The following is a 24,943-nucleotide window of genomic DNA, read 5'->3' as shown; positions in this document are numbered from 1 at the left end:
TCAGTCCGGCCGGCCGGGGGCCTCGTTCAGCGGAGTCTCCCGTGGGTCGGCGTCGTCGGACTGCTCCCACTCGTCGAGGTTGGCCAGGAGTTGCTGGAAATGGTCGCGCAGGGCGCCGCGGTAGTGCCGGGCGGCAGCGCGCAGCTGGGTCGCCTCCTGCTCCCACGCCTCGCCTCCCGCGCCGCTCGCGACCGCCTTGGCCAGCAGCTCCGTTCTGCGCCTGCGCGCGTCCTCGATCAGCTCGCGGCTGTACTGTCGCGCTTCCTGCATGTACTGGTCGGCCGCCTGCTGGGCCTGGGACAGGATGCTCGCGGCGTAGACGTGCGCCTCGTGCACCCGGCTCACCACGGCCTGCGCGGGCGCGTCGGAGACCCCGGCCGGCTCGGCCTGCGCGGGCGCATGACCGTTGTCGCTCCTGACCAGTTCGGGAGTGGGCTTCCTGCCGCGGATCGGCTCGGGAGCGGACCCGGTGCCGCTGATCTGCGTAGGAGCCTGGGTGCCCGTCGGCGTAGGAGCCTGGGTGCCCGCGATGTACTCGCGCAGCCGCCCGACCTCGGCGGCCAGCGCGTTCTTCTCCTGCAGCAGCAGCGTCAGCTCCTCCTCGATCCGGTCGAGGAAGCCGTTGACCTGCTGTTCGTCCAGCCCGCGCTTGCCGAACGGCGCCCTGCGGAAGGTGACCGACCGCAGCCGGGCGGGAGTGAGCCAATCGGCCGAGCGCGTGTCCTCCGCCGCCGGGCCGGCCGGGCGGGGCTCGTCCCACTGCGGCTCTTCCCACGACCCGCCGGTCTCGGGAGGTCCGCCCGGCTCCTGCCACCAGCCGCCGGGTTGCCTGCCCGGTGTCTCCCGCGGCTCGCCGTTGGGCTCTCCTGCCTCGCCGGGGTCCTGCCACGGCAGGAGGTCGTCGTCATCCCCGCCCTGGCCGGAGAACTGGGCATGAAACTGCTCCACTGAGGGCTGATTCGTCATGATCTAAAACCTCTGTAGCGGGTCCACCGCGCTCGCGAAGTGCTCGAGATGGATTCGGTTATCGGTGAAGCCGTTCCCGCGCAGGATGCCCACCACGTCGTCGACCATGGCGGGCGGTCCGCACACGTACGCCTCGTACCCTTCCCACCGCCCGTAGCGGCCGACGACCTCGCCGACCGTGCCCGACGGCGCCATGTCGGCGTCGCACACGTCGGACAGCGCGGGGGTGACGGTGAGCCAGGAGTGCCTGGCCGCCCAGGACCGCAGCACGGCCAGGTCGTAGAGTCCCTCCGGCTCGCGCGCGCCGCAGAAGAGGCTCACCCACGGCGGCACGGGCAGTCGCGTCACGTGCTCCAGAATGGCTTTTATCGGCGCGAGGCCGGTGCCGCCCGCGATGAGCAGCAGATTGCGGCCGGTGACCGGATTCAGGGTGAGCGTGCCGACGGGTGCGCCGACTTTTATCGTGTCGCCTTCCTGAATCTCGGTGACGAGCGCCCGGCTGACCGCGCCGCCGGCTTTCACATGGAGATCGATGGTGTTGTCCTGGCGCGGCAGATTAGCCATCGAGTAATAGCGCCAGGTATTCGGCCAGCGGGCCATTTCGACCGGCGCGGACTGACCGGGAACGTAGGGATAGGGCCGGTCGAGCATGAGACGCAGCACCGCGATGTCGACGGCGCGCCGTTCGTGGCTGACGACTTCCGCGGTCCAGAAGGGCGGGCGGGTCGCCGCGTCCTGCCCGGCGCCCTCGATCATGCCCTGGGTGATCTCGCCGAGGAACGCCTGCCATTCCCTTTCCAGCTCCGCGTCCCACATGGGTCCCGAGAAGCGCCGCATGGCGGCCACGAAGCTGACGCTCCAGTGCGCGTAGTGCTCGGGCTCGGCGCCGTACTTCCGGTGGCTGCGGCCGAGCCGGTGCAAATAGGGGGTGATCTCGGGGAGGTCTCCGGCGTGCTCCACCGCATGACCGAGCGCCGTCATGAGCCTCGCCCGCTGGTTCGACATCGTGAGCGGGAACAGCTGCCGAAGCTCGGGAGCACGAAGAAACAGATCGGAGAATAAATACAGCGGTACTGCGTCCCCGTATTTCGCCACCAGCTCGAAGTTGTCTTTGATTCGCCGAAAGCCCAAAACGAGCCCCCCGGTCGAGCGAACAACAGCGCTATTGGATTACCCTAACCAGGTCCGTCTGAAATGTCCACAGTCAGGGCTCCAGGTCGCGCAGAAATAGCGATGCCGGCCGTGCCCGGCGAGCGGGGCTCGCCGCGGACACGACCGGCACAGGGGTCCTACAGGGAGCCGTTCTCCCACGGGCCGGTGATGGCGAAGGTGATGCCGGGCGACTGGATGTTGGCGAACAACCACCCGCCGTCCCTGCTGTCGAACACCGACCCGCACCACTCCGAACCGGTGTAGGTGCCAGGCGCCACGGACTTGCCGGGCACGCCACCGGCCGGGATGACGACCGCGTTCTCCGCGAAGGGGAAGATCTCCCCCTCGGTGGTGAGCCCGTGCAGGTACTCCACGCCGGACCCGTCCTCGCACAACACGATGCCGCCGCGCGGGCTGACGCAGATGTTGTCCGGGTTGTTCAGCACGGCCGCGTTCGGCGAGGCGAACAGCACCCGCATGGTGTTGCCGGCGAGGTCGTACTCGAACACCTGGCCCTGCCCGATGGGACCGCCACTGGTGCTGACGATGTAGACCTTGCCGTCGTGGTACCAGGCGCCCTCGAGCCGGGCGAACGAGGCGCCGCCCTTGGCGATGCCCTGCTGCACGACGCTGGTCTCGTTCGCGCCGGGGTCGGGGTTGTCGATGACGACCCAGCCGATCTCGGGGTAGGAGACGCCGGTGCCGTCCTTGTAGCTAACGTACGGCGAGGCGCCGATCGTCATCATCTCCAGCACGCCGCCCTGCGCCAGGTCGCCCTTGACCTTCGGGCGGAAGCGGTAGAAGCCGCTGGGGGTGGCGTCCTCGGTCTCGTACACCCAGCCGGTCTCCGGGTCCACGGCCACGGCCTCGTGCGAGAAGCGGCCCATCTCCTTCAGCGGCTTGGCGTCGCTGACCTTGTCATGCGGCACCTCGAAGACGTAGCCGTGCCGGTGGTCGCCGTTGATCAGGGTGGTCTCCTCGCACGACAACCAGCTGCCCCACGGGGTGGGCCCGCCGGCGCAGTTGCGGATGGTGCCGCCCAGGCTGGCCCAGCTCTGGACGAACTCTCCCTTGCGCGTGTCGAAGATCAGCGACGTGGTCCCACCGCCGGCGGTCGGGTTGTACGCGGGCTCGACGAAGGCGCCGTTGAAGCCGCCCACCTCGTGGTTGCGTACCAGAACCGTCCAGTGGCCCTTGCCCTCACCGCCGGCGTCGCCCGCGGACGTCCGGTCCTTCAGCGCGTCGCTGGGCTTGAACGCGGCCATGCCGTCGTGCGCGCCGGGCGTGGGACGACCGTCGCTCATCTTGTCGCCGGTCCAGCCGTGGGTCAGGTACTCGAACCCGCGGGGCAGCTTGAGCAGCTCCAGGCCGGTGGTGTGGTCCTTCACCGGGTACAGCGGGCCGTAGTCGGGGCTGAAGGCCCGCTTCACCATGGTGGAGGCGTCCGCGGTGCGCGCGGACAGCGCCGCCAGCGGCCCGCCCGCCATCACACCGAGCAGTCCGGTCCGCAGGAATCCCCGCCGGTCGAAGTCGGTCATCGTCGTACTCCTTGCTCATCACGAGGTGCCGCTGGTGTGGACACTCCGCGAGCCACCCTCCTGCCTCCCGATGTCGGTACGGCGAAACGGGAATGTCCCGCGCCTTAACGCGACCTGGGAAGATGGACCCGGCGCGTGGTAGGAACGCATGGGGAGGAGTCGACGATGACGTCCAAGGCTCGCGAGGAGCGCCTGCGCCGATACTGGGACAAACATGCCCCCTCCTACGACCGGCAGATGGCGTTCTTCGACCGCAGGTTCTTCGGCGACACCCGCTCGTGGATCTGCGGGCAGGCCAGGGGTGACACGCTCGAGGTCGCCATCGGCACGGGCCTGAACCTCCCGTTCTATCCCGAAGGCGTCCGGCTGACCGCCATCGAGTGGAGCCCGGCCATGCTGGACATCGCCCGGCGCCGAGCGGCCGGCCTCGGCCTGCACCCCGACCTGCACGAAGGGGACGCCCAAGCGCTCGACTTCCCTGATGACACCTTCGACACCGTGGTGTGCACGTTCTCCCTCTGCGGGATCCCCGACGACCGGCAGGCGATCAGTGAGATGGCACGTGTGCTCCGGCCCGGCGGGCTGCTCCTGCTCGCCGATCACGTCGCCGCGTCACCCTGGCCCGTCCGACTGGTGCAACGCCTGCTCGAAGTGGTGACCGTCCCCATGGGCGGCGAACACTTCCTGCGCCGCCCCATCGACCTGCTTCCCGGCCACGGACTCACCATCGAGCGTCACGACCGTTTCAAGCTGGGCATCGTCGAACGCCTGGCCGCCCGCAAGCCCGCTTGAACCCGATTCAGCGCTCGACGGCCAGGCGTACGCCGAGGCCGATGAAGATGCCTCCGGTGGCGATGTCGACCTTGCGGCGGGCGGCCTGCCGGCGGCGGAGCCAGCCGCCGATCCGCCCCGCCAGCACGCCCACCGTGCCGTCGACCACGAACTCCAGCGCGATGAGGATGGCGCCGAGGATCGCGAACTGCAGCCAGACCTGGCCCAGCTCCGGGTTGATGAACTGCGGGAGGAAGGCGATCGTGAAGGTGACCATCTTCGGGTTGAGCAGGTTCGTCAGCACGCCGCTGGTGAACGCCCGGCGGCCCGACAGAGCCCCCTTGCCCTCCACGGTGATTTCGCTGTCGACCCCCTTGCGGTTCCGCAACATCTGCACGCCGAGGTAGATCAAGTACGCGGCTCCGACAATGCGTACCACGGTGAAGGCCACCGGGACCGCCTCGAAGAGCGCCGCGAGCCCGACCGCCGCCACGGCGACGTGAACCGCCTCGCTCGTGGCCACCCCGGCGGTGGCGAGCAGGCCGGCCCGCGCGCCACCGCGCATCCCGCAGCCCAGCACGAACAGCATGTCCGGCCCCGGAGTGATCATGGCGACGATGGTGGTCATGGTGAACAGCACAAGAAGGTGCGCGTCGATAGGCATGAGGGCATCGTCGCAGATTCCCTCAGGCTGATGGGTAGGAGCCGATCAGGTTGCGCGGCGCGCGGCCTCGATCGAGTCGGCCACCGCCGCGGCCCGTTGTGCGCACGCGGCGATCACCGGTTCGCCGGAGGCGTGCGCGGCGCATCTGCCGGCGATCTCCTGCAGCCGCTCGGCCAGCACCGTCCAGGCGGCCTCGCGCCAGGGGACCACGTTGTCCATCAGGTAGTACATCTCGAAGGCCGGCCCTGCGGTGCGTCCCGGATGGTCGGGGCCGGCGGGCCGCCGGGTGAGCTCGGTGCCGAGCGGCCGCAGCACGCCCGCCATCATCGTGATCGCCGCGTTCACCAGCGCGTCGAGCTCTTCCTCGCTCTCGTCCGTGTGGGTGAAGAAGCGCGTGAGCAACCACAGGATGGCCTCGTACGCGAGGTTGCACAGCTCGGCCAGCGCCAGCGTGCCGGGGTCGCCGATCAACGGCTGCGGCGCCTGCACGTCGAAGGGCTGGCGGGTGAACGCGCCGAGCGCGGGATGGGCAGGCTCGAAGTCCGGATCGGCGGCCCGCAGCGTGGTGTATTCCTCCCAGATCTTCAGGAAGCGGCCGTAGTGCGCGTCCTGCCAGTCCCCCTGGGCGCCCTCACCCTGCTCGATGATCTCGTCGAGGGCGGCGCACGCCGACTTCAGGTCGGTCACCGCCACCATCTCGGGCCAGTGGAACAGCTCCGGCGTGGCTTGCGCCTTGGGCGAGCCGCAGAACACCTGCGCCTCGCCGACCCGGGCGACCAGTGCGGTCAAGCCGTCTCTGATGCCGCGGTAGAGATGGCCGACCGTGGCGAACTCCTGCGCCCGCGGGAAGATCTCGCCGGACACGACGGGCTCGGGCGGCGGGTCGCAGGAGATGAAACCGGCGGCGTCCTCCCGCTGCATGCCCTCGGGCCTTTCGAGGAAGAGGAAGTGCGTCAGGGCCGCCTCGCCGAAGGGCAGCAGCCGCATCTGAATCGACGGCGGAAAGGGGCCGCAGGACTGCGGGAAGTTGGGCCGGCCGAACGTGGGCGCGGCGCCGATGGCCGACATCAGATTGGCGACCAGGGCGAGGTGGAGCATCTCCTGTACGGCGATGCCGTGCAGTTCCTGGCGCCAGCGGTCGACCGCGGCCTGCTGCTCGCCGGTGAGCCCCTTGGTCTTGAGGCTGAACTCGGCGAACAGGTACTGGCACATGATCATGTGTTCGAGCTGGGAGGCCTGGGCGAGCAGGTACCACACGTGCTCGCGATGCTCGATGACGATCGGAGGCTCAGACATGAATTACAGGGTTACATACGAACCCGCACCCGTCACCGTTACGCCACAGCTGACGGAGTGAGGCGGCGATAGGCGCCTGGCGGAACGCCGTACTCGCGGAGCAACCGGCCCGCGCTGGTCATGCGCCACCAGGTCAGGTACGCCATCGGCGGCTCCCCGATCAGCGTGGTGAAGCGCTGCGCGAACACCGATCGGGACAGGCCGCTGCGTGCCGCCAGCTCCGCCACGGTCCAGGGATGCCCGGGGCGGGCGTGCATGTCCTGAAGGGCCCGGCCGACGGCGTGGTCGGCGAGCGCCCGGGCCCATCCGGACGGCGTGTCGTCGGCGGCCGCCCGTTCCTCGACCCAGGCGCGCAGCAGATGCAACAACATCGCGTCGACCAGGGACGGCACGATCCCGTCGCCGCCGGGGCGGGGTTTGGCGAGCTCGGCGGCGAGGAGGTCGACGAGGCGGCCGAGCTCGTCGTGCGCGGACAGGCGCACGAGCCGGGGCAGCTCGCGCATCAGGGGGTGCGGCCGGGTGCGGTCGAGCTGGTACGCACCGCAGAGCATGATCGTCTGTGCTCCGGGGCCGTCGACGTGGACACGGCCGATCGGCGAGGAGGGGTCCGGCCGTTCGGGGGCGAAGTCCGTCAGCGGGGTGTCCGGGGCATCAGCCAGGGCGTGCGCGCTGCCCTCGCGGAGGAAGACCACGTCGCCGGGGCCGAGCGTGAGCGGCGCCTCGCCGCCGGGCGGCAGGAGCATGCAGGAGCCCTCGAGCACGACGTGGAACGACGTGCCGGTGATCGCGGGGAAGCGCAGCCCCCAGGGGGCGCGGACGTCGGTGCGCGCCGAGCGGGTGCGTCTCCTCTCAGACGAAGGGAGAAGGCACGATGAAGATTCTGGTGATCGGCGCGAGCGGAAAGACCGGCAGGCCGGTGGTGGAGGCGCTGGAGGCACGCGGTGTGGAGGTGCGTGCGGCCCGCCGCGCCCCCGTCCCGGCCGGGGTGCTGTTCGACTGGGCCGACCCCGGCACGTGGCAGGAGGCGTTGCGGGACGTCGACGCGTTGTACGTGGTCGGCCCGTACATGTATCCGGACCGGCCTGCTCTGGTCGGCGACCTGCTGGCGGCGGCACCGCACGCGCGGCGGGTCGTGCTGCTGTCGGTGCTGGCGGCCGACGCGGCGGTGGGCTTCGTCGACGCCCGCGACGTCGCGGAGGTGGCGGCCGCCGCGCTCACCGAAGACGGCCACGCGGACCGGATCCACGTCCTCACCGGCCCGGAGGCGCTCACGTACGCGCAGGTCACGCGGGTCCTGGGCGAGGCCGCCGGCCGGGAGCTGCAGTACACCGCCCTCGACGCGGACGAGCACGTCGCCGGGATGCGGGCCGCGGGCCTCGACGAACGTTCGGTCATGTGGCAGCAGGGCTTGTTCCAGCTCATCCGGGACGGCCATAACGCCGTGGTGACCGACACGGTCGAACGCGTCACCGGTCACCCGGCACGCTCGCTGGACTCGTACGCACGCGAGAACGCGGCCACCTGGCGGCCGGCCGTTCCGGCGGAGCGCTGACCCCGGCGGAGCGCTGACCGGGGGGCGGCAGGTGTCAGCGGGCGAGCCAGCCGCCGTCGACGGTCAGCACGTGGCCGCACACGTAGTCGGACGCGGGTGCGGCCAGGAAGACGGCCGCACCGGCCAGATCGGCGGGCGTGCCCCACCGGCCGGCCGGGATCCGGCCGCGGATCTGCGGCTCCCGCACCGGGTCGGCGCGCAGCGCGGTCGTGTTGCCGGTGGCGATGTAGCCGGGGGCGATGGCGTTGACCTGGACACCCTCGCCCGCCCATTCGTTGGCCAGGGCGCGGGTCATGCCCACGACCGCGTGCTTGCTGGCCGTGTACGCGGCGACGTTGACGCCGCCTTGGAAGGACAGCAGCGACGCGATTGAGATGATCTTGCCGCTGCGGCGGGCCAGCATCTGCCTGCCCGCGGCCCGCGTGATCGTGAACACGGCGTCGAGGTTGACGGTCATCACCACGTCCCAGTCCTCGCCGCCCATGCTCACGGCGGGAGAGCGGCGGATGATCCCCGCATTGTTGACCAGGATGTCCACGCGGGTCTCGGCGAGCAGGCCCTCGACGTCGTCGGCGAGCCCAGGACCATGGGAGAGGTCGCGAATCCACCGCCGGGCCGAGCGGCCATGAGCCTCGACCGCCTGCTGGGTCTCGTCGAGGTCGTCGCGGTGACCGTGGAGCACCAGGTCGGCTCCCGCCTCGGCGAGGCCGATCGCGATCGCCTGTCCGATGCCGGTGCGCGCGCCGGTGACGAGCGCCGTCCGGCCGGTCAGGTCGAACAGCGGGTTCATCGCAGCTCCGCGATCGGGTACGGCTCGACGTCGGCGTAGTCGATGTTCTCCCCGCCCATGGCCCAGACGAACGCGTAGTTGCCGGTGCCGAAGCCGCAGTGGATCGACCAGGGCGGCGAGATGACGGCCTGCCGGTCGGCGACGATGAGGTTGCGGGTCTGGTCGGGGCGGCCCATCAGGTGCACGACCCGATCGCTCGGCTCGAGACCGAAGTAGAGGTAGACCTCGGTGCGCCGGTCATGGACGTGCGCGGGCATGGTGTTCCACATGCTGCCGGCGGCGAGTTCGGTGATGCCCAGGACGAGCTGGCAGCTCTGGATGCCGTCGGCGTGGATGAACTTGTAGATGGTGCGCTCGTTGGAGCTGCGCTGCTCGCCCAGTCGGATCGGGGTGGCGTCGGCCAGGGTGCCCTTGCGGGTGGGGTGCGTGGCGTGCGCCGGGGTGGAGACGAGATAGAAGGCGGCCCCGCCCTCGCCGGCGAAGGAGACGTCGCGGCTGCCTCTGCCGACGTAGAGGACCTCCTTGGACCCCAGCTTGTGGTCGGCCCCGTCGACGGTAACGGTGCCCGGATCGGTGCCGACGTTGACCACGCCGAGCTCGCGACGGGCGAGGAAGTGGTCGGCACGCAGCGGGTCGGCGGTCTCCAGCGTCACGGGCGCACCCGACGGGCGTACGCCGCCGACGACGATGCGGTCCTCGTGGCTGTAGACCATGCTGATGGCGCTGCCGAAAAGATCCTCGACGAGGAAGCGCGAGCGCAGCGCGTCGGTGTCGAATCCCGGAATCTGGTCCGGGTCGGTGGCGTGCCTGACGTTCATGTCGTCTCCCGGAGTGCTGCCGCGTACGCCTGCAGGGCCAGGCCCTGGCCCCAAGGCTGGATCAGGTCGTCGCGGATGACGGAGTAGCCGAACGGGATGAGCTGCAGGACCGTACCGGCGCTGGTGCGGGTGAGCGTGCCGTCGTCGGCGACGTAGGCGTGCACGCCGGCGAGTGCGCGCCATGCGCACGCGCGCAGGCGTTCCGGCTCGATGCCGAGGGCGGCGGCGCGGAACATGGCGGCGGCGAGGCCGGCGGCGGCGGAGGTTTCGAGGATGCCGCGGTTCTCCGGCTGCCCGTCGACCAGCACGTCCCAGATCCCGTACGCGGGCTGGAGGTCGGCCAGCGCGAGCAGCTGGCGGCGCAGCACCTCGCGTACCGGCTGGGACAGGGCTCCCCCGGCCTCCAAGTATTCGACCGACGCCAGAGCGGTCCACGCGTTCGCGCGGCCCCAGAAGTTCCAGATCGTGCGGCCCTCGTGGGAGCCGTGCGCGTACAGCCCGGTTTCGGGGTGCTGGAGGATCTCGGCGTGGGCGAGGATCTGCTCGCCCGCTTCCTCGATCAGCTCGGGCCGGCCGGTGTGCATTCCATAGTGGATGAGGAACGTGCCGCCCATGTAGACGGTGTCGGCCCAGACACCGCCGGGCCAGTGCTCGATGGCGCCGCCGGGCGCGCGGGTCACGGCGTCGCCGTGGCGCAGCCAGTCCAGCATGCGTTCGCAGGCGTCGGCGTAGCGGCGTTCGCCGGTGGCACCGTGCAGGTCGGCACAGACCGCGCCGGGCGCGAGGTTGTTGACGTGGCCGAGCTCGATGCCGTCGCGGAGATGCCCGTCGACGAACTCGGTGACGAACGGGTGCACGGGTGTCAAGCGCATCATGCCCTGCAGGACGACGCCCTCACCCCAGAACCAGTGGGTGAGGCCCATGGCCACGGCCCGGTCGGCGATGCGCCCGGCGGTCTTGGCGAGCACCTCCGGGGTGAGGTCCGCCAGGTCGGCGGGGCGCCGAGGCGGCTGCGACCGGCTCGCCTGGCTGGTGTCCAGTCCACGCCCCTTACTCATGTGCTCCGGCCTTTCCGCAGGTCGATCAGGTGCGATCCGATGGACAGGGTTTCGTCGCCGAACTCGAGGCGAGCGTAGGGGTTGTCGAGCTGGGGAACCGGGGCGATCGTGCCGTCGGCGGCCAGGTCGGCCGGGCGGCCGTTGACAGTGAAGGGGCCGCGCCACGTCAGGTTCAGCTCGTCGCCCTCGGGGGTGGTGAAGGCGACGCCGTCGCGGAGGAAGCGGGGCTCGGTCAGGGACGCGATGAAGTCGGCGTGCCGTCCGACGGTGCAGATCCAGGCCGTCCCCGGTCCGCGGGGCCGAAGCTCCTGCCAGGCGTCGGGCCCGGTGGTCACGGGCTCCGCGCCACCTTCCGTGGCGAGGGCGACATAGCCGCCGCCCTTGCGTCCGACGGTCCACACGCCGTGCTGGGACCACTCGTCGAACTCGGCGATGGGGAACCACGCGTGCGTGTAGCCCATGGCGTCGTCGCCCGGGATCCGGTACAGCGCCAGCACCGTGCCTTCGTGCTGGCGGGCCCTGGGCAGGATCCGGTTGCCGGCCCAGGCGTTGGGCCGGGCCGACGGTGAGGTGGAGGAGTTCGGCGCGTGCGTCACGAACACCTGGGTCTCCGGCCCCAGGGTGGCGCCCCAGATGTGTTCCTGGAGACCGGGCAGGCCGGGCCGGTAGTCGTTCGCGCACGAGAGCATCACGTCCGGGGTCTTGAACACCGTCACATCCGACCCGTACGGCCTGCTGAGCAGGTCGTGGGCGAAGCGGTACTCCCCGCGGTAGCTCTGCCTGCCCTGCCACCGGTCCGGCAGGTCGTTCGCGGCCTGGCGGATGACCTCGGGCATGCGGTAACGGCGCGCGGTGGCGATGGCCGCGGCCGGCAGGACGGCGTCGTTGAGCGCGCCGGTGCCGAAACAGAGCCACATGATCGGCGCCGTCTCCTCCAGCCGCGACGACCGCAACGTGGACACATAGGAGCGGCCGTGGGCGCATCCGTGGATGCCGCGCCAGGAGTTCGCCGCCAGGCTGAACAGCACCCGGTCCGCCACCCCCGCCGCCAGCTCCCTGATCTCGTCGTCCTCGGCGAACTCCACCAGGGAGACCAGGGCGAGCAGGTCGATCGCGAGATAGGCGTTGGAGTCGAACTCGCTGAACCCGCCGGCGAGCTTGCGGCGCATCCACTCGGCCGCCATCTCGCGACCGTGCGCGGCGTGCTGGGCGCCGGTCCAGCCGGTGCCCGAGAATGTCTCGTCGCTCAGCGCCGTACCCCACAGCAGCTCCGCGGTGTGCCACACGAGCTGGTGGTTCTCGGTGAAGTAGCACATGGCGTCCAGGCCGGGCTGGTCGATCCAGTACTTGAAGCCGAGCATCGCTTCCCGTACGCGCTCGCGCAGGCCGGGTTCCCACGCGTGGGCCCGGTGCCAGAGATGAGCCAGCCCGACCGCCTCGAAGTCGGCGCAGTCGGCCCGGTTGTCGATCATCCACAGGGCGCGTTCCAGGCCGGAGACGACATACGACGGGTCCTCGACGACGCGGACCAGCTCGGCGGCCGAGGTCCCTTCCATGGTCGCGGCGTGACGCAGGAACTCGGCGCGCCAGGTGGCGGGGTCACCTTCCGGCGCCGAGCGGTACTCCCGGGGCAGGACGGCGACCGGGAACTCCCTGAACACCGGCGAACCATCGACGGAAACCCGCAGCACCGTCTCGCCTGTCGACAACATGGAGGCGTTCCCGACCTCGCCGCCGCCTTCGGTCTTGTCGAGTCGCAGGGTCGCCCGTCCACCGGTCAGCCGCACGAGACGCTCTTGATCCGCCCAGCGGACACGCAGCGCGGCGCCGTCCGGGCCGACGATCGGGACCGTGCCGTCGGCCGTCCCCCAGCGGGTCACCCCCACGGCGTCGAGGACCCGTTCGGCGACGGCGCCGGCGTCCTCGCGGCAGCCGCTGGGCAGCACGACGCGGACGGGTAGCCCTTCCACCCGCAGCCGCAGCACCTGCCTGCACTCGCGGAAGGCCACCTGCCACGAGGCGACGACCACCGTCGAGGTGCCGGAGGGCAGCCAGACCCGTCGCGCACGTTCGGCGGGCTCCATGTAGGTGAAGCCGTCGGACTCCTCCAGCAGCTCGCCGTTGAGGAACAACAACGTCGGCCCGGTCGAGGCCAGCCGGAGCGTGCGCCACTCGGCCTGGTCGACCTCCAGGTGGGTGGCCGCGAGCGCGACCCGGTACTCCGGCGTGAAACAGAACGCGCTCCAGTCCACAAGCCCGTCGGCGCCGGTGTGCGTCCGGCGCCACTCCCCCGTGTGCTCCAGGTAGCCGATCGGGCCGCCCTCGACGACCGGCCCGGTCACCGGGTCGCGCGGCAACGGCCGGTGCCGGTACAGCTCCTGCTTGAACGGAGTCACGTCCGGGCCGTTGGTCAGCACCCACCGACCCCGCTCCCCCCACGGGTCCCCGTCAGCTCTCAGGTGTTTCCCGAGGTCGTCGGCGGGTTCCCGCCAGGCGGGACTGACCAGCCAGTCCAGTACGGTGCCGCGGTCGTCGAGCGCGTGCACGGTGCGATCCATGTGAACCTCTACTTGAATCCGGTGTTGGCGATGCCGCGAACGATGTGGCGCTGCAGGATCAGGAAGATCACGACGACCGGGAGCATACTGACCACCGACATCGCCAGGATGTAGTTGAACGGCACCGACAGCTGGCTGTTGAACTGGGCCAGGGCCACCGGCAGGGTGTACTTCGCCTGGTCCTGGCTGATGATCAGCGGCCACAGGAAGTCGTTCCACCGCCACATCACCGAGAAGATCGTGACCACCGCGAGCGCCGCGCCGCACAGGGGCACCACGATCCTGGCGAAGATCCGGAACTCGCCCGCGCCGTCGATGCGGGCCGCCTCGATGAGGTCGTCGGGGATGCCCAGCATGTACTGGCGCAGCAGGAACACGCCTGTCGGGGTGGCCGCGGGCGGGATGATCAACCCCCACAGCGAGTTCACCAGTCCCAGCTGGGCGGCCATCTGGTAGACGGGGATGAAGATGAGCTGGAGCGGGATCATGATGGTACCGAGCACGATCAGGAACAACACGTCACGGCCGCGGAAGTTGTATTTCGCCAGCCCGTAGGCGCACATCGTGTTGACGACCACGGTCAGCAGCGTCGCGCCGACCGTCACGATCACGCTGTTCTGCAGATAGAGACCGAAGTCGAACGAGCCGAGCGCCTCGGTGTAGTTGGCCGTCGCCAGTGATGACGGCAGCGGCGCGGGCGGGCGCTGCGCCAGCTCGCTCTGCGTCTTGAACGACGACAGCACCGCCCACACCACCGGGGCGAGCACGACGATGCTCAATCCGATGAGGATCGCATACGTGACGACCTGTCCCACGGACGGGACGGCGCTCCCGCCGATCGAGGTCCACCGACGCCGGCTCACGTCGCCTCCTTGCGCCTGCCGTACAGAAAGTTGAGCAGAGTCAGCGCGAACACCGTGATGAACAGCACCACGGACGCGGCCGCGGCCAGGCCGTACCGGATCGGGGACTCGAAGGCGTTCTCGTAGATGTACTGGACCATCAGTGTGGTCGCGCCGATGGGCCCGCCGCCGGTGAGCGTCCAGATGTAGTCGAATGCCTGGAAACCGGCGATGAGGCTGAGGATGATCACCACCATCGTGGTCGGCCGCAGCAGCGGCAGCGTGATCTTCCGCAGCTGTTGCCAGTTCGTGGCGCCGTCCATCCTCGCAGCCTCGTAATACGTCGGATCGATGCCCTGCAGCCCGGCGAGGATGATGAGGATGTAGAAGCCGATGTGCATCCACAACCCCACGAAGATCACAACGATCATCGCCAGGCCGCCGTCGACCAGCCACCCCGGTTGCCCCAGCCCGATCCGTCCCAGCACGGTGTTGAGCAACCCGTTGCCGCGGTCGAAGATCCAGCCCCAGATCAGGCCCACCACGACCGGCGACAACACGACCGGCAGGAAGAACACCGTGCGGAAGAACGCCCGGCCCTTGATGCGCCGGTTGAGCATCAAGGCCAGCGCCACCGACAGGACCGTCGTGAGCACCACGAAGCACGTGGCGAACACCGCGGTCGCGCGGGCGGCGCTCCAGAAGGCCTCCGAGCTGAGCAGCTCCTGGTAGTTCGCGCCGCCCACGAAGGTGAAGTCGCGGCCGTTGCGGCTGTCGTACAGGCTGATGTTGAAGTTGTTGATCGCCGGGTACACGACGAACAACCCGAAGATCAGCATGTTGGGCAGGACGAACAGGTACGGTGCCAGCCGCTGGTTCCAGGGTTTGGCGCGGCGTGCGTGAGAAGGGCTCACTTGGTGTCCTTGATCGCCTTCTCCGCCGCGGCCTTGATCGTTTCGACGGCCTGCTCCGGCGTCTGGCTCTTGGCCAGCACCTTGCCCAGGGCGTCGACGGTGGCCTTCGCCGTGGCGGCGAACGCCGGGCTGTAGGAGGAGGCGAAGGCCTGCGGCGGGGTCCGGCTCACGTCGGCGAGGAACACCTTCATGTCGGCGTCACGCTGCGGGTAGTCGACGCCGGAGGAGATGAGGTCCTTCCTGGTCGGCAGGAAGTTCGCCTCCTTGGCCAGGCGTTCCTGCGACTCCTTGGAGTTCATGAAGGCGATGAAGTCGGCCGCGGCCTGCTGCCGCTTGCTCTGCTTGAACGACACCATGAACTTGCCGCCGGGGAAGCCGCCGCACGTCTCCTGGCAGGGGTTCGGCGCGGCGGCCCAGGTGAACGTCGCGTCCTTGGCGAAGGCGCTGACCTGCCAGTTCCCGCTGATGTAGACCGGGGTCTGCTGGGCCAGGAAGATCTCGTTGGCGGCCTTGTACTTGGAGCCGGCCTGCAGCCACAGGTCCGCGGGCATGACGCCGGAGGCGTTCAGGTCGGCGAAGAGCTTCACCGCCGCCGTCGTCTTCTGCGTGTCCAGCCCCACCGAGGTGCCGTCCGCGCTGAAGAACGCGGTGCCGAACTGGCTCAGCATGGTGGAGAAGCGGTGCCCGGAGACGTCCATCGCGATCGCGTACTGGGTCTTGTTGGCCTTCTGCACCTTCTGGGCGGCCGCCACCATCTCCTCCCACTTCCAGGGTTTGGCGACGTCCGGCAGCGACACCCCCGCCTTCTTGAACTGGTCCACATTGACCATGGGGCCGTTCATCGTCAGGTCGCTCGGCACCGCGAGCAGCTCGCCGTTGGCTCCCTTGACGTAGGCGTTCGCGCCGTCGATGAACTGGCCGTCCAGCGCTGCCTTCTGGAACTGGTTCAGGTCCAGCAGATCGCTGCGGAAGGGCGAGATGTTCGTCAGCCGCGCCACGTCCGGCGCGTTCCCGCCGGACAGCCGGGCCTGGAGCCGCTGCTCCAGGTTGTCGAAGGGGACGATCTGGAGATCGACCTTCACGCCGCTCTTCTTCTCGTAGTCGGCGATCAGAGTGCGGGTCGCCTGCTCGTCGGGCCCGTCGGTGAAGTAGAGGTACGTCAGCGTCTTGTCATCGACCTGTTCGCTCCCGCCTCCGCTTGTCGTGCCCGGCGCACATGCGGCGAGCGTCATCATTGCGATGCAGGAGGCCAGGATCCGTCGCATCTTTGGGCTACCTTCCCAGATTCACAAAATTGACAGGCCCGACGAATCCGAGCCGGCGGGAGATCGCGAGTGCCACTTCGGACACTCTGCGCGGGACCACATCCTGTTTTCCGAGCATCCGCTCACGCGGGCCCGCCACGCTGATCGCGCAGATGGGCATGCCGCGTTCGTCGCGGATCGCGGCGCCGAAGCAGAACACGTCCGGTTCGTTCTCGCTGTTGTCGATCGAGTAGCCGCGAGCGCGGGTCTCGTCGAGCTCGGCGCGCAGCCTCGCACGGTCCGTGATCGTGGTCGGGGTGTACGGGGTCAGGTCGAGCCGGTCAATGAGGGCGTCGACCTCGTCGATCGGCAGAGCCGCGAGGTACGCCTTGCCGAGTGACGTGCTGTGCATCTGGCGGCGCACACCGAGCAACCGGCGGACCGCGATGGAGTGGTCGGTGACGTCCTCGTGGGCGACGTACACCATCTGCTCGCCGTCGCGCACCGCCATCAGAGCCGCCTCGGACAATTCCCGGGACAGATCCCGCAGATGCGCCTGGGCGGCGAGGTAGGGGTCGAAGTTGCTCAGCGCCGCCATGCCGAGGGTGACGGCACGCGGACCGAGACTCACCTGTTCGGTGCCGTCCCAGTCGACGTAACCCCGCTGGCGGAGCGTGCCCAGGATCCGGTACGTGGCGCTTCGCGACAGACCCAGCCGGTCCGCGATCTGCACCGCTGTGATCGACCGCTCCGCGGCGAGCAACTCCAGAATCGCGAAACCGCGCTCCAGAGTCCCGGCCAGACGGTCAAGCTCCGCCATAGTTCCCTCTAACGGCCCGATGAATGGGATGTGAAACCGATAACTGGGAGGGAAGCTACTGATATCGCAGCCAAGAGTCAATAGTCGGTAATGTGGTGGTTGGCCTTACCTCATGGCGGCTGCCGGTCGCCGGGAAGATCTGTGCCCCCTTGACGAACGGCAGCGCCACGTGAGCCAGTGCGCTGCCTATGTTGAGAACATGCAGGCAGACAACGCCGACGCGACGGCCAGGGCCTGGGACAACCCCCGCTACCTGCCGATCGGGGAGCACGGGCTGATCGGCGACCTGCGGACCGTCGCGCTCGTGGGCACCAACGGCACGATCGACTGGTACTGCTGTCCGAGATTCGACTCGCCCAGCGTGTTCGGCTCGATCCTGGACGCCGGCAAGGGCGGCTCGTTCGAGCTGGCGGCCGACGTGCCGGCGACCACCAAACAGTTCTACTTCCCCGACACCAACGTCCTGATCACCCGATTCTTCGCCGAGGACGGGGTCGGCGAGATCCAGGACTTCATGCCGATCGCCGGCGACCGCCTCGAAGCCGACCGGCACCGGCTGATCCGCCGGATCTTCTGCGTACGCGGCACGATGCCGTTCCGCGCCCGGGTGGCGCCCCGGTTCGACTATGCCAGGCACCCTCACACGCTCCACCTGGACGGGTCACGGACCACTTTTGAGTCGGAGTCGTTGTCCCTCGCCCTGTCCGCCAGCGTGCCCGTGGAGGCCGACGGTCAGGACGTCTGGAGCCGGTTCAAGCTGGCCGAGGGCGAGCACGCGGTGTTCGCCCTCGACCGCGTCGGCGCGGGGATAGCGCCTCGGGGCTGCCCGATCGAGGAGGCCGAGGCGGAGTTCTCCTCCACGGTGCGGTTCTGGCGGAAGTGGCTGTCGGCCTCCCGTTACCGGGGCCGGTGGCGGGAGGTCGTCCACCGCTCCGCCCTGACGCTGAAGCTGCTCACCTACGCCCCGACCGGCGGGATCGTCGCCGCCCCCACGACCAGCCTGCCCGAGCGGATCGGCGGCGCACGCAACTGGGACTACCGCTACGTGTGGGTACGCGACGCCGCGTTCTGCGTCTACGCCCTGCTCAGACTCGGCTTCACCGGGGAGGCGGAGGCGTTCATGGGGTTCCTGTCCAAGCACGTCGGGAGCGACCGCGACCTCGGCACCGGCCCCTTGCAGATCATGTACGGCATCGACGGCCGCAGCGACCTTCCCGAACAGGAGCTGACCCACCTCGAGGGCTACCGGGGATCATCCCCCGCCCGCGTGGGCAACGACGCGGTTCACCAGCTCCAGCTGGACATCTACGGAGCGCTCATCGACTCCATCTACCTGTACAACAAATGGGGCACCCCGATCTCCAGCGAGCGCTGGGAGGAGGTGTGCACGTTGGTGAACTGGGTCTGCGACAACTGGGACCAGCCCGACGAGGGCATCTGGGAGACCCGCGGCGGACGCAAGAACTTCGTCTATTCGCGCCTGATGTGCTGGGTGGCCATCGAACGCGCCATGCGCATGGCCGCGCAGCGCGGTCTGCCCGCCGACATACCGCGCTGGCGGGAGACCCGTGACACGATTTACCGCGACATCATGCGACACGGCTGGTCGGACAGTCTGCAGTCGTTCGTCCAGCACTTCGACGACGATGTCCTCGACGCGTCGATCCTGATGATGCCGCTGGCCAAGTTCGTCTCGCCCACCGACCCCAAATGGCTGTCCACGCTGGAGGCGCTCGGCCGCGACCTGGTCTCCGACTCGCTGGTCTACCGCTACGATCCCGAGGCCAGTCCCGACGGGCTGGTGGGCCCGGAAGGTACCTTCTCCATCTGCTCGTTCTGGTACGTCGAGGCCCTGGCCCGCGCCGGCCGCCTGGACGAGGCCCGCCTCGCCTTCGAGAAGATGCTCACCTACGCCAACCACCTCGGCCTGTACGCCGAGCAGATCGGCCACACCGGAGAGCAGCTCGGCAACTTCCCGCAGGCGTTCACCCACCTGGCGCTCATCAGCGCCGCCTTCAACCTAGACCACGCCCTCGGCTAGACGCTTGTGCGCGGCCACTTCGGCGACCTGTCGTGCACCGAGCCGGCCACCGGTCCAGGCGCGGCTCAGATCTCACGTCCACGGTTCGACGTGCCGATCTGTGTCACGTCAAGGACGTCGGAGCGCTGCGACTCGAGCCGCTGGAGCTCTTGACGCAGCTCGGCGTGGCTCGTCCAGGCGGATGCGCCGGTGTCCCGGCGCCACGGTGCCGTACATGGTGCGATTCTTCTTCGTCCTGGCCTATGTCACTCCACGTCGTCTTGGTCGATCGGCTCGCCGCGTTTCGGAATGGTGTCGGCGACCGCCGGGTCGAGGGCGGCGAGGCTGCCGTCGGCGGCGGCCTGCAGCAGGGCGGCCATGGAGGCGTAGGCGGTGCGGATCAGATAGCCACCGGACTTCTGGCCGATGCCGCCGCGCAGCTCGATCAGCAGGCTCGCACTGCCTTGCAGGCCGAAGGAGTTGCGCGCGATGCCGGGGAGGGAGTCGCCGGGGTAGAGGCTGACGTTGGCGAAGCCGTACTGCTGCAGCGAGGTGTGCACCAGGGCCGCGACCCGCTTGCTGTCGGCGACGACCTGCGGTGCCACCCCGGGGTTGGTGGGCCACAGGACCGAGGTGGTGTCCAGGGAACCGTCGGGCTGGCGGTAGCTGCCCTGGTGGTGGTAGTCCACGGTGATGTCCGGCCGCCACGAGCGCACCATCCGCTGGATCGCGGCCGCCTCCGGCACCGGGTTGGCCTCGGGGGACATCGCCGGGTCGTGGTAGCGGTTGATGTCGAATCCCACCCCCGGCGCGCAGAAGGCGCCGGAGCAGGCAGGATCGACGTTCTGCCGCTGGAACCGTTCGGTGCCGTCGGGGTTCGCGCGCACGACGACGCGCAGCGTCACGTCATCGAGCACGTCAGTGGCCCATTCGGCCTGCGAAGCGCCGATTCGCTCCAGGAGTTGCAGGGCCGCCTCCGTGCCCAATGGCTCGTTGCCGTGCTGCTGCGTGATGTAGAGAACCCGGGTCGGTCCGGTGCCGACCGTCGCGGTCCAGATGTCGCGGCCTTCGTGCGTTCTCCCGATCGACGCGACGTCGATCGCGCCCTTGGAGCGCTGCTCCAGGTGTTGTAACGCGGTGGTGAGCTCGTCGTAGGTGTGCAGGCGCTGGAGAGAGACCTGCTGCGCGTCCTGGACCCAGGGACCTGCCGGCGTCGTGCGATCGGCGGACGCCGTGGCCGTCCCCCAGATCGTGACGCCGAGGACGGTGGCCAGAACAACTGCTGCCCGTCGCTTCCTTAACAAAGAAGTCTCCTTTTCCGGTGTACGTCTGCCGCGGCGAACTCGGTTTCAGGGCGCACTTCACCACCACTCGAAGTCACGAAGTGAGAAATCGCCCTGGCGAAGGGGCGGGGGAAGGGATTAGTGAACGAAGGGCGCCGGTCGCCATGACTCTTGTAACAAACACAAACGAGCATGACAAGTGTCACGCTCGGTGTCCGGGCAGGGCCATACAGTCATATTCCGGGGCTGGCTCTGGGCCTCCCGGCCCATCTCGACGTGCCCAGGACCGCCAAACACCCAGGAAACTATCAGCATTCCAGTCTTGTTCTGGGGCCGGACACCGTGGAAACGTCACTGGTGACTTGTCCGCCAGGGACGCCGGAATCCCTCGGCGGGCCTGGCTGAATTATGCGAGGAGCAGTAGTGCATCTGCGCACACGGTTACCAGGAAAAGCCAAGGGGAACGCGAGAAGCCTGTCACCGAGATTCTTCAGGGCCCGGATGAGCAGGCTGGCCGCCACTATCGCGGTGGTTTTGACCGCCTCAATCGTCACTATCCCGCCCGCGAGCGCACTATCCCCGGAAGGCCCGGGAAACTGCAAGATCCAGGAGAATCCCTCCTGGTCTGGCTGGTCCAACCATGAGCAGGTCGGCGACGCGCTGGCGCAGATCGAGCGAACCAGCGACGGACGCGTCGACGTGGAGGTCGTGGGTCGCTCCTCACAAGGCCGGGCGCTGTGGGCGGCCCGCGTCGGGACCGGTGACCGGGTCCTGTTGGTGACGTCGGCGATCCACGGAAACGAACGCACCGGGACCGAGGCACTGCTGGCGATCCTCAAGGACCTCGGCAGTGGCGGCGACGCCCGGACGAGGCAGCTGCTCGAGGACATCACGCTGGTCGCGATGCCGATGGTCAACCCCGACGGCGGCGAGCTCAACCGGCGCATCAACGTGCTGTCGTGGGCCGACACCGTAGCCGTGTTCCCGCAGCTGCAAGGCGCCCCCGCGGCCTGGTACCACAGCCTGCGCGGTGACGGGATCGATCTCCCGGGCTACGACCTCAACCGGGACTTCAACCCCGATCTCGACTACGTGCCGCGGGCCGCGGATCTGCCTGGCAAGGACACCGACGCGGGATTCTTCCTGGCTCCGGAGTCGCGCGCGATCCGCGATGTGTACGTCGGCCTCCGCCAGGAGAAGGGCGCCGTGGACGCCTACATCGACCTGCACCACATGGGACCGTGCGATCGCCTCACCGGCGGACCCCAAGACGGCGACCTCATCACCTTCTCACTGGACTACCCACCCCTCGGCGTACAGGACGGCGCCGCTTACAAGGCGGAATGGCCGGCACTGGATCAGGACAAATCCCGCCGTTACGCGCTTTCGGTCTACAACGGGCTGATCGAAAAGTACGGTGCGCAGTCGCCGCTCACCGCCGTCGGCCGCTACTTCCACCCGGACGCACGCGAGTACGCGGGGCAGGGCCGGTCGGCGTTCGCGCTGAACGGCACCGGCACCGTCCTGTTCGAAGTGCGCGGCCAGCAGGACGATCTGGGCCAGAACCACAAAGGCATGCTCGTCGACTCGGTGCGAACCGGGATCGAATCACTGATGAACGGACTGGCCACGGGCAGCGTCGACACTCTGGACGGTGACGACTTCTTCGACCTGCCCGACTACGGCTGGGACACCACCGCCGACTGATCCCCTTGGTCGATCGCGTGGTGACAGCGGTATCGGCGACCGGCTCGAAGCCGGATGGTCGATACCGCTGTCGCGTCAGCGGAGAGCTTCTTTCCTCTTGTTCCGGCGGGTCCCGCCCGCTGCTACGTCCTGTACCGGTAGAGGATCCGGCCGCGGGTGAGGTCGTACGGGCTGAGCTCCACGAGCACCCGGTCATACGGCAAGATCTTGATGTAGTTCTTCCGTATCTTCCCGCTGATGTGCGCTAACACCTTGTGCCCGTTCTCGAGCTCCACCTTGAAGGTGGCGTTGCGCAGGCACTCGATGACGGTGCCTTCGACTTCGATGCCGTCTGCTTTTCTTGCCATATTCTCGTGCTTCTCCGGTCGGTGACTGTGAGGCCGGTGCGGAAACGAATCTGGTGGGGTGTCAGCGGAGCACCAACTCCAGGTTGCTGCTCGCACGCCGGGCGCCGACGCCCTCGAACAGTGCCATGGCCGCGCCGTTGGATTCGTTCGCCTCGGCCGATGCCGTTTCGATCCCGCTGCGGTGCAGCGAACCCAGCACGTGGGCGAGCAGCGCCCGAGCGATGCCGCGGCGGTGCTGGCCGGACCGGACTGCTATCAGCCCGATGCGTGGCTGCCGGAGCACCGGCGCCACCCGGAGCAGTCCCACGTATTCATCGGACTGTGCCGCCACCGCGTACTTCGACGGGTCCCGCAGGGTAGCCCCGTCCAGGCGGGGCAACACCTCGGCCGGCATCTCCTGCCACCCGACGGTGGCCTCGACTTCGTCGCGAATCGCGCGGTCCAGCCGGCGTAGAGGGCCCTCCTCCGCCTCGCCGACGGCCACTATCGTCACGCCCGACGGCGGGAGCACTGAGCCGAGTCCCGTGACCCGCGGGTCGGTGGGCACGACGTACTCCCACTCGCGGCGTCGGGTCGCGAAGCCGGCTCGCTCCCAGTTGCACGTCACGTCGAGGTCGGCCTCGTCGACCACCGTGTACAGCGGCCTAGGCAAGTCCGCCAGCAAGGCTTCGGCCAGTTGGTCGAAGACCGCGTCGTGCCACGCGTCGATGCTGAGGAAGATCCGTCCGTCGGGCCTGCGCGAAGCGTCGCCGCGGCCGACCACGCGGTCGTCCTCCACAGCGTGCCATTGCCTCTCCGCGACCCGCTTGATCACTACGGCATGCTCACCCATGCCCGGAGCGACATGTGCAGAATGATGATTCATAGGTTGTTGCCTTTCGGGATGGCCTGGTCGAGGCGCTCCCGGCGACACCTATGTCAATCGCCCAACCGTGATGACGAGGGGGAGCACCCACATCGATACAGCGGTCATGGGTCTCACCTCCTTGCGCCCTGTCACGGTCCCCCGCACGCTATCAGCCCGAACATCATCCTGCCCAACCGTTTTCCTGCCGACCGTCTCGGCGGGCGGCTGCCAGCCCGAGGGCCAGGCAGGTCAGGGGGATGGCCGGTGCCACATACCGGATGTCGTAGCCGGCCAGGAACGAGGGTGCCAGCATCAAAGCCGCGGCGGCCAGGCCAGGCAGGAGCGCGTCCACGCGTCGCCGCGCCCCCGCGAGGACCAGGGCGGCGGCGAGCACCACCATGAGCAAGGGGAACGGCAGGTAACCGAAGCGCTGGTAGGCGCGCAGCCAGCCCGCGTACGGCTCGATGATCCTGGTGGCGGCCGGGCCGCCCTCGTACGCCTCCGCGACGGCCCGGACCGACTTCTGCAGGGGCCGCTCCTCGAGGGGGAACCAGTAGGGATTTCGCTTGGTGGCCGCGTCCGGGTCCGTGGTGCGTTCCCAGCGCAGCAGCCACCGCAGGTCATACCCGGAGGCGGTCAGGTAGTCGACCGGCTGCGCCCGGATGGCCGCCCAGGCGAACCGGCCGGCGAGCGCGTTGCGTTCTTCGCCGCGCACCGCATGGATCGGTGACCACGGGGCCCACAACCAGAACGGCGGTGCCGGTCTGGAGGCCACGGGCGTACGGGGGCACAGTGGGGCGAGCTCGGGCTCCGGGCGGATCACGGCGCAGTCGGCGAACGTCGCGGTCCGCCCCCACAGGAACAGGCCGTCGGCCCTGGTCAGTCCGAAGGTGCCGCTCGTGGCGGCCATCCAGGTCGCGTACGCCAGCAGCGGCACCGCGCCCGCCAGGGCGAAATTGCGCCACACCCTCCACCCGCAGCGGCGAAGGAGCAGGTGGCCGGCCGCCAGGAGGAACGCCACCAGGCCGATCGTCCTGGTGAGGGTCGCCAGCGCCAGCAGGGTCCCGCCGGCCGCCGCGGCCGCCGGGGTGATCCGCCGCCGCAGCAGCGCCAGGATCCCGCAGGTGATCAACACGACGAAGAGCGCGTCCGCCATGATCATGTGTTCCAGCAGGATCAGGAACTCGTCGTACAGCAGAGGTGCCGCCACAAGGGTCGCGCCCCATCCGGGCAAGCCCTGTCGCCGCAGGAGCGCGTACACCGCGACGGCCAGCGCCAACCCCAGCAGGTGCTGCACCGCGGTCACCAGCTCGAGGCCAGGGCCGGGCGCCAGGACGGCGAGGAACAGCGAATATCCCAGCGGCCGGAACTCCCCCGGCACGGGCTGGGCGGCCGACGTCAGGTAGGCGAAGGAGTCGGCCCAGAACCACAGTGCCGGCTGGTAGCCGAGCATCGCCAGCCCTCGCAAGGCCAGTGCGAGCATCAGCACGACGATGAACACCCGGTGCCGCTTTACGGGCAGCACGACATCAACGGCTGGTGCCGTCATGAGGCGGCTCCTACGGCCGGAGCGTGGCCGGAATCCCGTCGGCGTCGTGGTGCTGATGACGTCGATGCCCGGGCCATAGGCGTTTGGCGCCGGCAGCGTCGCCATTGCGCTACGTAATCGAGATAGAGCAGATCGTAATCGTTTTGGAGCGTTCAAAGTTCACCTCGGTCGGCGTGAAGAAAAGGCGAGATGATCTTTGCATTCAGC

The 24,943-nt window shown here is 69.0% G+C and carries 22 protein-coding genes; 4 read left to right on the top strand and 18 right to left on the bottom strand.

Going from position 1 to position 24,943, the window contains the following annotated elements:
- The 3 genes from Q9G87_RS10250 to Q9G87_RS10240 form a co-directional block, all read right to left on the bottom strand.
- Positions 1–966 (bottom strand): DivIVA domain-containing protein, encoded by a 966-nt coding sequence (locus tag Q9G87_RS10250; protein WP_305916015.1) that lies wholly within the window; start codon positions 964–966, stop codon positions 1–3.
- A gap of 3 nt (positions 967–969) precedes the next feature.
- On the bottom strand, positions 970–2,097 hold the full coding sequence (locus Q9G87_RS10245; RefSeq protein WP_305916014.1) for a globin domain-containing protein: 1,128 nt from the start codon (positions 2,095–2,097) through the stop codon (positions 970–972).
- Positions 2,098–2,255: 158 nt separating this feature from the next.
- Entirely contained in the window at positions 2,256–3,656 is a 1,401-nt protein-coding gene (locus Q9G87_RS10240; protein WP_305916013.1) for a PhoX family protein, read from the bottom strand.
- Between the two features lie 165 nt (positions 3,657–3,821).
- On the opposite strand from Q9G87_RS10240, the gene Q9G87_RS10235 reads away from it, so the two are divergent.
- The gene (locus Q9G87_RS10235) at positions 3,822–4,448 is read left to right on the top strand and encodes a class I SAM-dependent methyltransferase (RefSeq protein ID WP_305916012.1); all 627 of its coding nucleotides are present in this window, start codon (positions 3,822–3,824) and stop codon (positions 4,446–4,448) included.
- 7 nt (positions 4,449–4,455) lie between these two features.
- Here the strand turns inward: Q9G87_RS10235 and Q9G87_RS10230 are convergent, their stop codons facing one another.
- Genes Q9G87_RS10230 through Q9G87_RS10220 form a run of 3 tightly spaced genes read right to left on the bottom strand, consistent with a single transcriptional unit; the run spans position 4,456 to position 7,325 of the window.
- On the bottom strand, positions 4,456–5,091 hold the full coding sequence (locus Q9G87_RS10230; protein ID WP_305916011.1) for a LysE family translocator: 636 nt from the start codon (positions 5,089–5,091) through the stop codon (positions 4,456–4,458).
- A 45-nt stretch (positions 5,092–5,136) separates the two neighbouring features.
- Entirely contained in the window at positions 5,137–6,387 is a 1,251-nt protein-coding gene (locus Q9G87_RS10225; RefSeq protein WP_305916010.1) for a ferritin-like domain-containing protein, read from the bottom strand.
- 38 nt (positions 6,388–6,425) lie between these two features.
- Complete coding sequence (locus Q9G87_RS10220) at positions 6,426–7,325, bottom strand: AraC family transcriptional regulator (RefSeq protein WP_305916009.1); 900 nt, start codon at positions 7,323–7,325, stop codon at positions 6,426–6,428.
- On the opposite strand from Q9G87_RS10220, the gene Q9G87_RS10215 reads away from it, so the two are divergent.
- Positions 7,259–7,939 (top strand): Rossmann-fold NAD(P)-binding domain-containing protein, encoded by a 681-nt coding sequence (locus tag Q9G87_RS10215; protein WP_305916008.1) that lies wholly within the window; start codon positions 7,259–7,261, stop codon positions 7,937–7,939. The two genes, Q9G87_RS10220 and Q9G87_RS10215, sit on opposite strands and share 67 nt — an antisense overlap.
- 34 nt (positions 7,940–7,973) lie before the next feature.
- Here the strand turns inward: Q9G87_RS10215 and kduD are convergent, their stop codons facing one another.
- Genes kduD through Q9G87_RS10175 form a run of 8 tightly spaced genes read right to left on the bottom strand, consistent with a single transcriptional unit; the run spans position 7,974 to position 16,983 of the window.
- On the bottom strand, positions 7,974–8,729 hold the full coding sequence (gene kduD / locus Q9G87_RS10210; RefSeq protein WP_305916007.1) for a 2-dehydro-3-deoxy-D-gluconate 5-dehydrogenase KduD: 756 nt from the start codon (positions 8,727–8,729) through the stop codon (positions 7,974–7,976).
- Positions 8,726–9,547, bottom strand: coding sequence for a 5-dehydro-4-deoxy-D-glucuronate isomerase (gene kduI, locus Q9G87_RS10205; protein ID WP_305916006.1), 822 nt, complete (start codon positions 9,545–9,547; stop codon positions 8,726–8,728). The genes kduD and kduI overlap by 4 nt, the downstream gene beginning before the upstream one ends.
- Positions 9,544–10,605, bottom strand: a complete 1,062-nt coding sequence (locus tag Q9G87_RS10200) for a glycoside hydrolase family 88 protein (RefSeq protein ID WP_305916005.1) — start codon at positions 10,603–10,605, stop codon at positions 9,544–9,546. Before Q9G87_RS10200 ends, kduI begins: the two co-directional genes overlap by 4 nt.
- Positions 10,602–13,163: a hypothetical protein gene (locus tag Q9G87_RS10195; protein WP_305916004.1), complete on the bottom strand. Its 2,562-nt coding sequence runs from the start codon at positions 13,161–13,163 to the stop codon at positions 10,602–10,604. The genes Q9G87_RS10200 and Q9G87_RS10195 overlap by 4 nt, the downstream gene beginning before the upstream one ends.
- An 8-nt stretch (positions 13,164–13,171) precedes the next feature.
- Positions 13,172–14,026: a carbohydrate ABC transporter permease gene (locus Q9G87_RS10190; RefSeq protein WP_305916003.1), complete on the bottom strand. Its 855-nt coding sequence runs from the start codon at positions 14,024–14,026 to the stop codon at positions 13,172–13,174.
- Positions 14,023–14,919 (bottom strand): carbohydrate ABC transporter permease, encoded by an 897-nt coding sequence (locus Q9G87_RS10185; protein WP_305916002.1) that lies wholly within the window; start codon positions 14,917–14,919, stop codon positions 14,023–14,025. Before Q9G87_RS10185 ends, Q9G87_RS10190 begins: the two co-directional genes overlap by 4 nt.
- Positions 14,916–16,184 carry an ABC transporter substrate-binding protein gene (locus tag Q9G87_RS10180; RefSeq protein ID WP_305916001.1) on the bottom strand — a complete coding sequence of 423 codons (1,269 nt, stop codon included), beginning with the start codon at positions 16,182–16,184 and terminating at the stop codon, positions 14,916–14,918. Before Q9G87_RS10180 ends, Q9G87_RS10185 begins: the two co-directional genes overlap by 4 nt.
- A gap of 7 nt (positions 16,185–16,191) precedes the next feature.
- Positions 16,192–16,983, bottom strand: a complete 792-nt coding sequence (locus tag Q9G87_RS10175) for an IclR family transcriptional regulator (protein ID WP_305916000.1) — start codon at positions 16,981–16,983, stop codon at positions 16,192–16,194.
- 199 nt (positions 16,984–17,182) lie between these two features.
- Between Q9G87_RS10175 and Q9G87_RS10170 the strand changes: the two genes are divergently transcribed.
- A complete protein-coding gene (locus Q9G87_RS10170; RefSeq protein WP_305915999.1) occupies positions 17,183–19,024 on the top strand; it encodes a glycoside hydrolase family 15 protein in 1,842 nt (613 codons plus the stop codon).
- Positions 19,025–19,269: 245 nt separating this feature from the next.
- On the opposite strand, the gene Q9G87_RS10165 is transcribed toward Q9G87_RS10170, so the two are convergent.
- Positions 19,270–20,307 (bottom strand): M14 family zinc carboxypeptidase, encoded by a 1,038-nt coding sequence (locus tag Q9G87_RS10165; RefSeq protein WP_305915998.1) that lies wholly within the window; start codon positions 20,305–20,307, stop codon positions 19,270–19,272.
- A 513-nt stretch (positions 20,308–20,820) separates the two neighbouring features.
- On the opposite strand from Q9G87_RS10165, the gene Q9G87_RS10160 reads away from it, so the two are divergent.
- Positions 20,821–21,993, top strand: coding sequence for a M14 family zinc carboxypeptidase (locus Q9G87_RS10160; protein ID WP_305915997.1), 1,173 nt, complete (start codon positions 20,821–20,823; stop codon positions 21,991–21,993).
- 122 nt (positions 21,994–22,115) lie between these two features.
- Here Q9G87_RS10160 and infA read toward each other — a convergent pair whose 3' ends face one another.
- The 3 genes from infA to Q9G87_RS10145 all read right to left on the bottom strand — a co-directional run bounded on the left by infA (position 22,116) and on the right by Q9G87_RS10145 (position 24,736).
- Positions 22,116–22,340 (bottom strand): translation initiation factor IF-1, encoded by a 225-nt coding sequence (gene infA / locus Q9G87_RS10155; RefSeq protein ID WP_305915996.1) that lies wholly within the window; start codon positions 22,338–22,340, stop codon positions 22,116–22,118.
- Between the two features lie 61 nt (positions 22,341–22,401).
- Positions 22,402–23,172: a GNAT family N-acetyltransferase gene (locus tag Q9G87_RS10150; RefSeq protein WP_305915995.1), complete on the bottom strand. Its 771-nt coding sequence runs from the start codon at positions 23,170–23,172 to the stop codon at positions 22,402–22,404.
- 196 nt (positions 23,173–23,368) lie between these two features.
- On the bottom strand, positions 23,369–24,736 hold the full coding sequence (locus Q9G87_RS10145; protein ID WP_305915994.1) for a hypothetical protein: 1,368 nt from the start codon (positions 24,734–24,736) through the stop codon (positions 23,369–23,371).
- Positions 24,737–24,943: the final 207 nt, after the last annotated feature.

This window comes from Nonomuraea turcica, from assembly GCF_030718205.1.
Lineage (GTDB): Bacteria > Actinomycetota > Actinomycetes > Streptosporangiales > Streptosporangiaceae > Nonomuraea.
Note: the sequence above shows the minus strand (reverse complement) of the source record. Positions and strands in the feature narration are given on the sequence as shown.

Bases quoted from the DNA above. Each gene is read 5' to 3' on its own strand.
- Q9G87_RS10250 (WP_305916015.1), bottom strand. From the start codon at position 966: ATGACGAATCAGCCCTCAGTGGAGCAGTTTCATGCCCAGTTCTCCGGC.
- Q9G87_RS10240 (WP_305916013.1), bottom strand. From the start codon at position 3,656: ATGACCGACTTCGACCGGCGGGGATTCCTGCGGACCGGACTGCTCGGT.
- Q9G87_RS10235 (WP_305916012.1), top strand. From the start codon at position 3,822: ATGACGTCCAAGGCTCGCGAGGAGCGCCTGCGCCGATACTGGGACAAA.
- Q9G87_RS10230 (WP_305916011.1), bottom strand. From the start codon at position 5,091: ATGCCTATCGACGCGCACCTTCTTGTGCTGTTCACCATGACCACCATC.
- Q9G87_RS10225 (WP_305916010.1), bottom strand. From the start codon at position 6,387: ATGTCTGAGCCTCCGATCGTCATCGAGCATCGCGAGCACGTGTGGTAC.
- Q9G87_RS10215 (WP_305916008.1), top strand. From the start codon at position 7,259: ATGAAGATTCTGGTGATCGGCGCGAGCGGAAAGACCGGCAGGCCGGTG.
- kduD (WP_305916007.1), bottom strand. From the start codon at position 8,729: ATGAACCCGCTGTTCGACCTGACCGGCCGGACGGCGCTCGTCACCGGC.
- kduI (WP_305916006.1), bottom strand. From the start codon at position 9,547: ATGAACGTCAGGCACGCCACCGACCCGGACCAGATTCCGGGATTCGAC.
- Q9G87_RS10200 (WP_305916005.1), bottom strand. From the start codon at position 10,605: ATGAGTAAGGGGCGTGGACTGGACACCAGCCAGGCGAGCCGGTCGCAG.
- Q9G87_RS10195 (WP_305916004.1), bottom strand. From the start codon at position 13,163: ATGGATCGCACCGTGCACGCGCTCGACGACCGCGGCACCGTACTGGAC.
- Q9G87_RS10180 (WP_305916001.1), bottom strand. From the start codon at position 16,184: ATGCGACGGATCCTGGCCTCCTGCATCGCAATGATGACGCTCGCCGCA.
- Q9G87_RS10175 (WP_305916000.1), bottom strand. From the start codon at position 16,983: ATGGCGGAGCTTGACCGTCTGGCCGGGACTCTGGAGCGCGGTTTCGCG.
- Q9G87_RS10170 (WP_305915999.1), top strand. From the start codon at position 17,183: ATGCAGGCAGACAACGCCGACGCGACGGCCAGGGCCTGGGACAACCCC.
- infA (WP_305915996.1), bottom strand. From the start codon at position 22,340: ATGGCAAGAAAAGCAGACGGCATCGAAGTCGAAGGCACCGTCATCGAG.
- Q9G87_RS10150 (WP_305915995.1), bottom strand. From the start codon at position 23,172: ATGGGTGAGCATGCCGTAGTGATCAAGCGGGTCGCGGAGAGGCAATGG.
- Q9G87_RS10145 (WP_305915994.1), bottom strand. From the start codon at position 24,736: ATGACGGCACCAGCCGTTGATGTCGTGCTGCCCGTAAAGCGGCACCGG.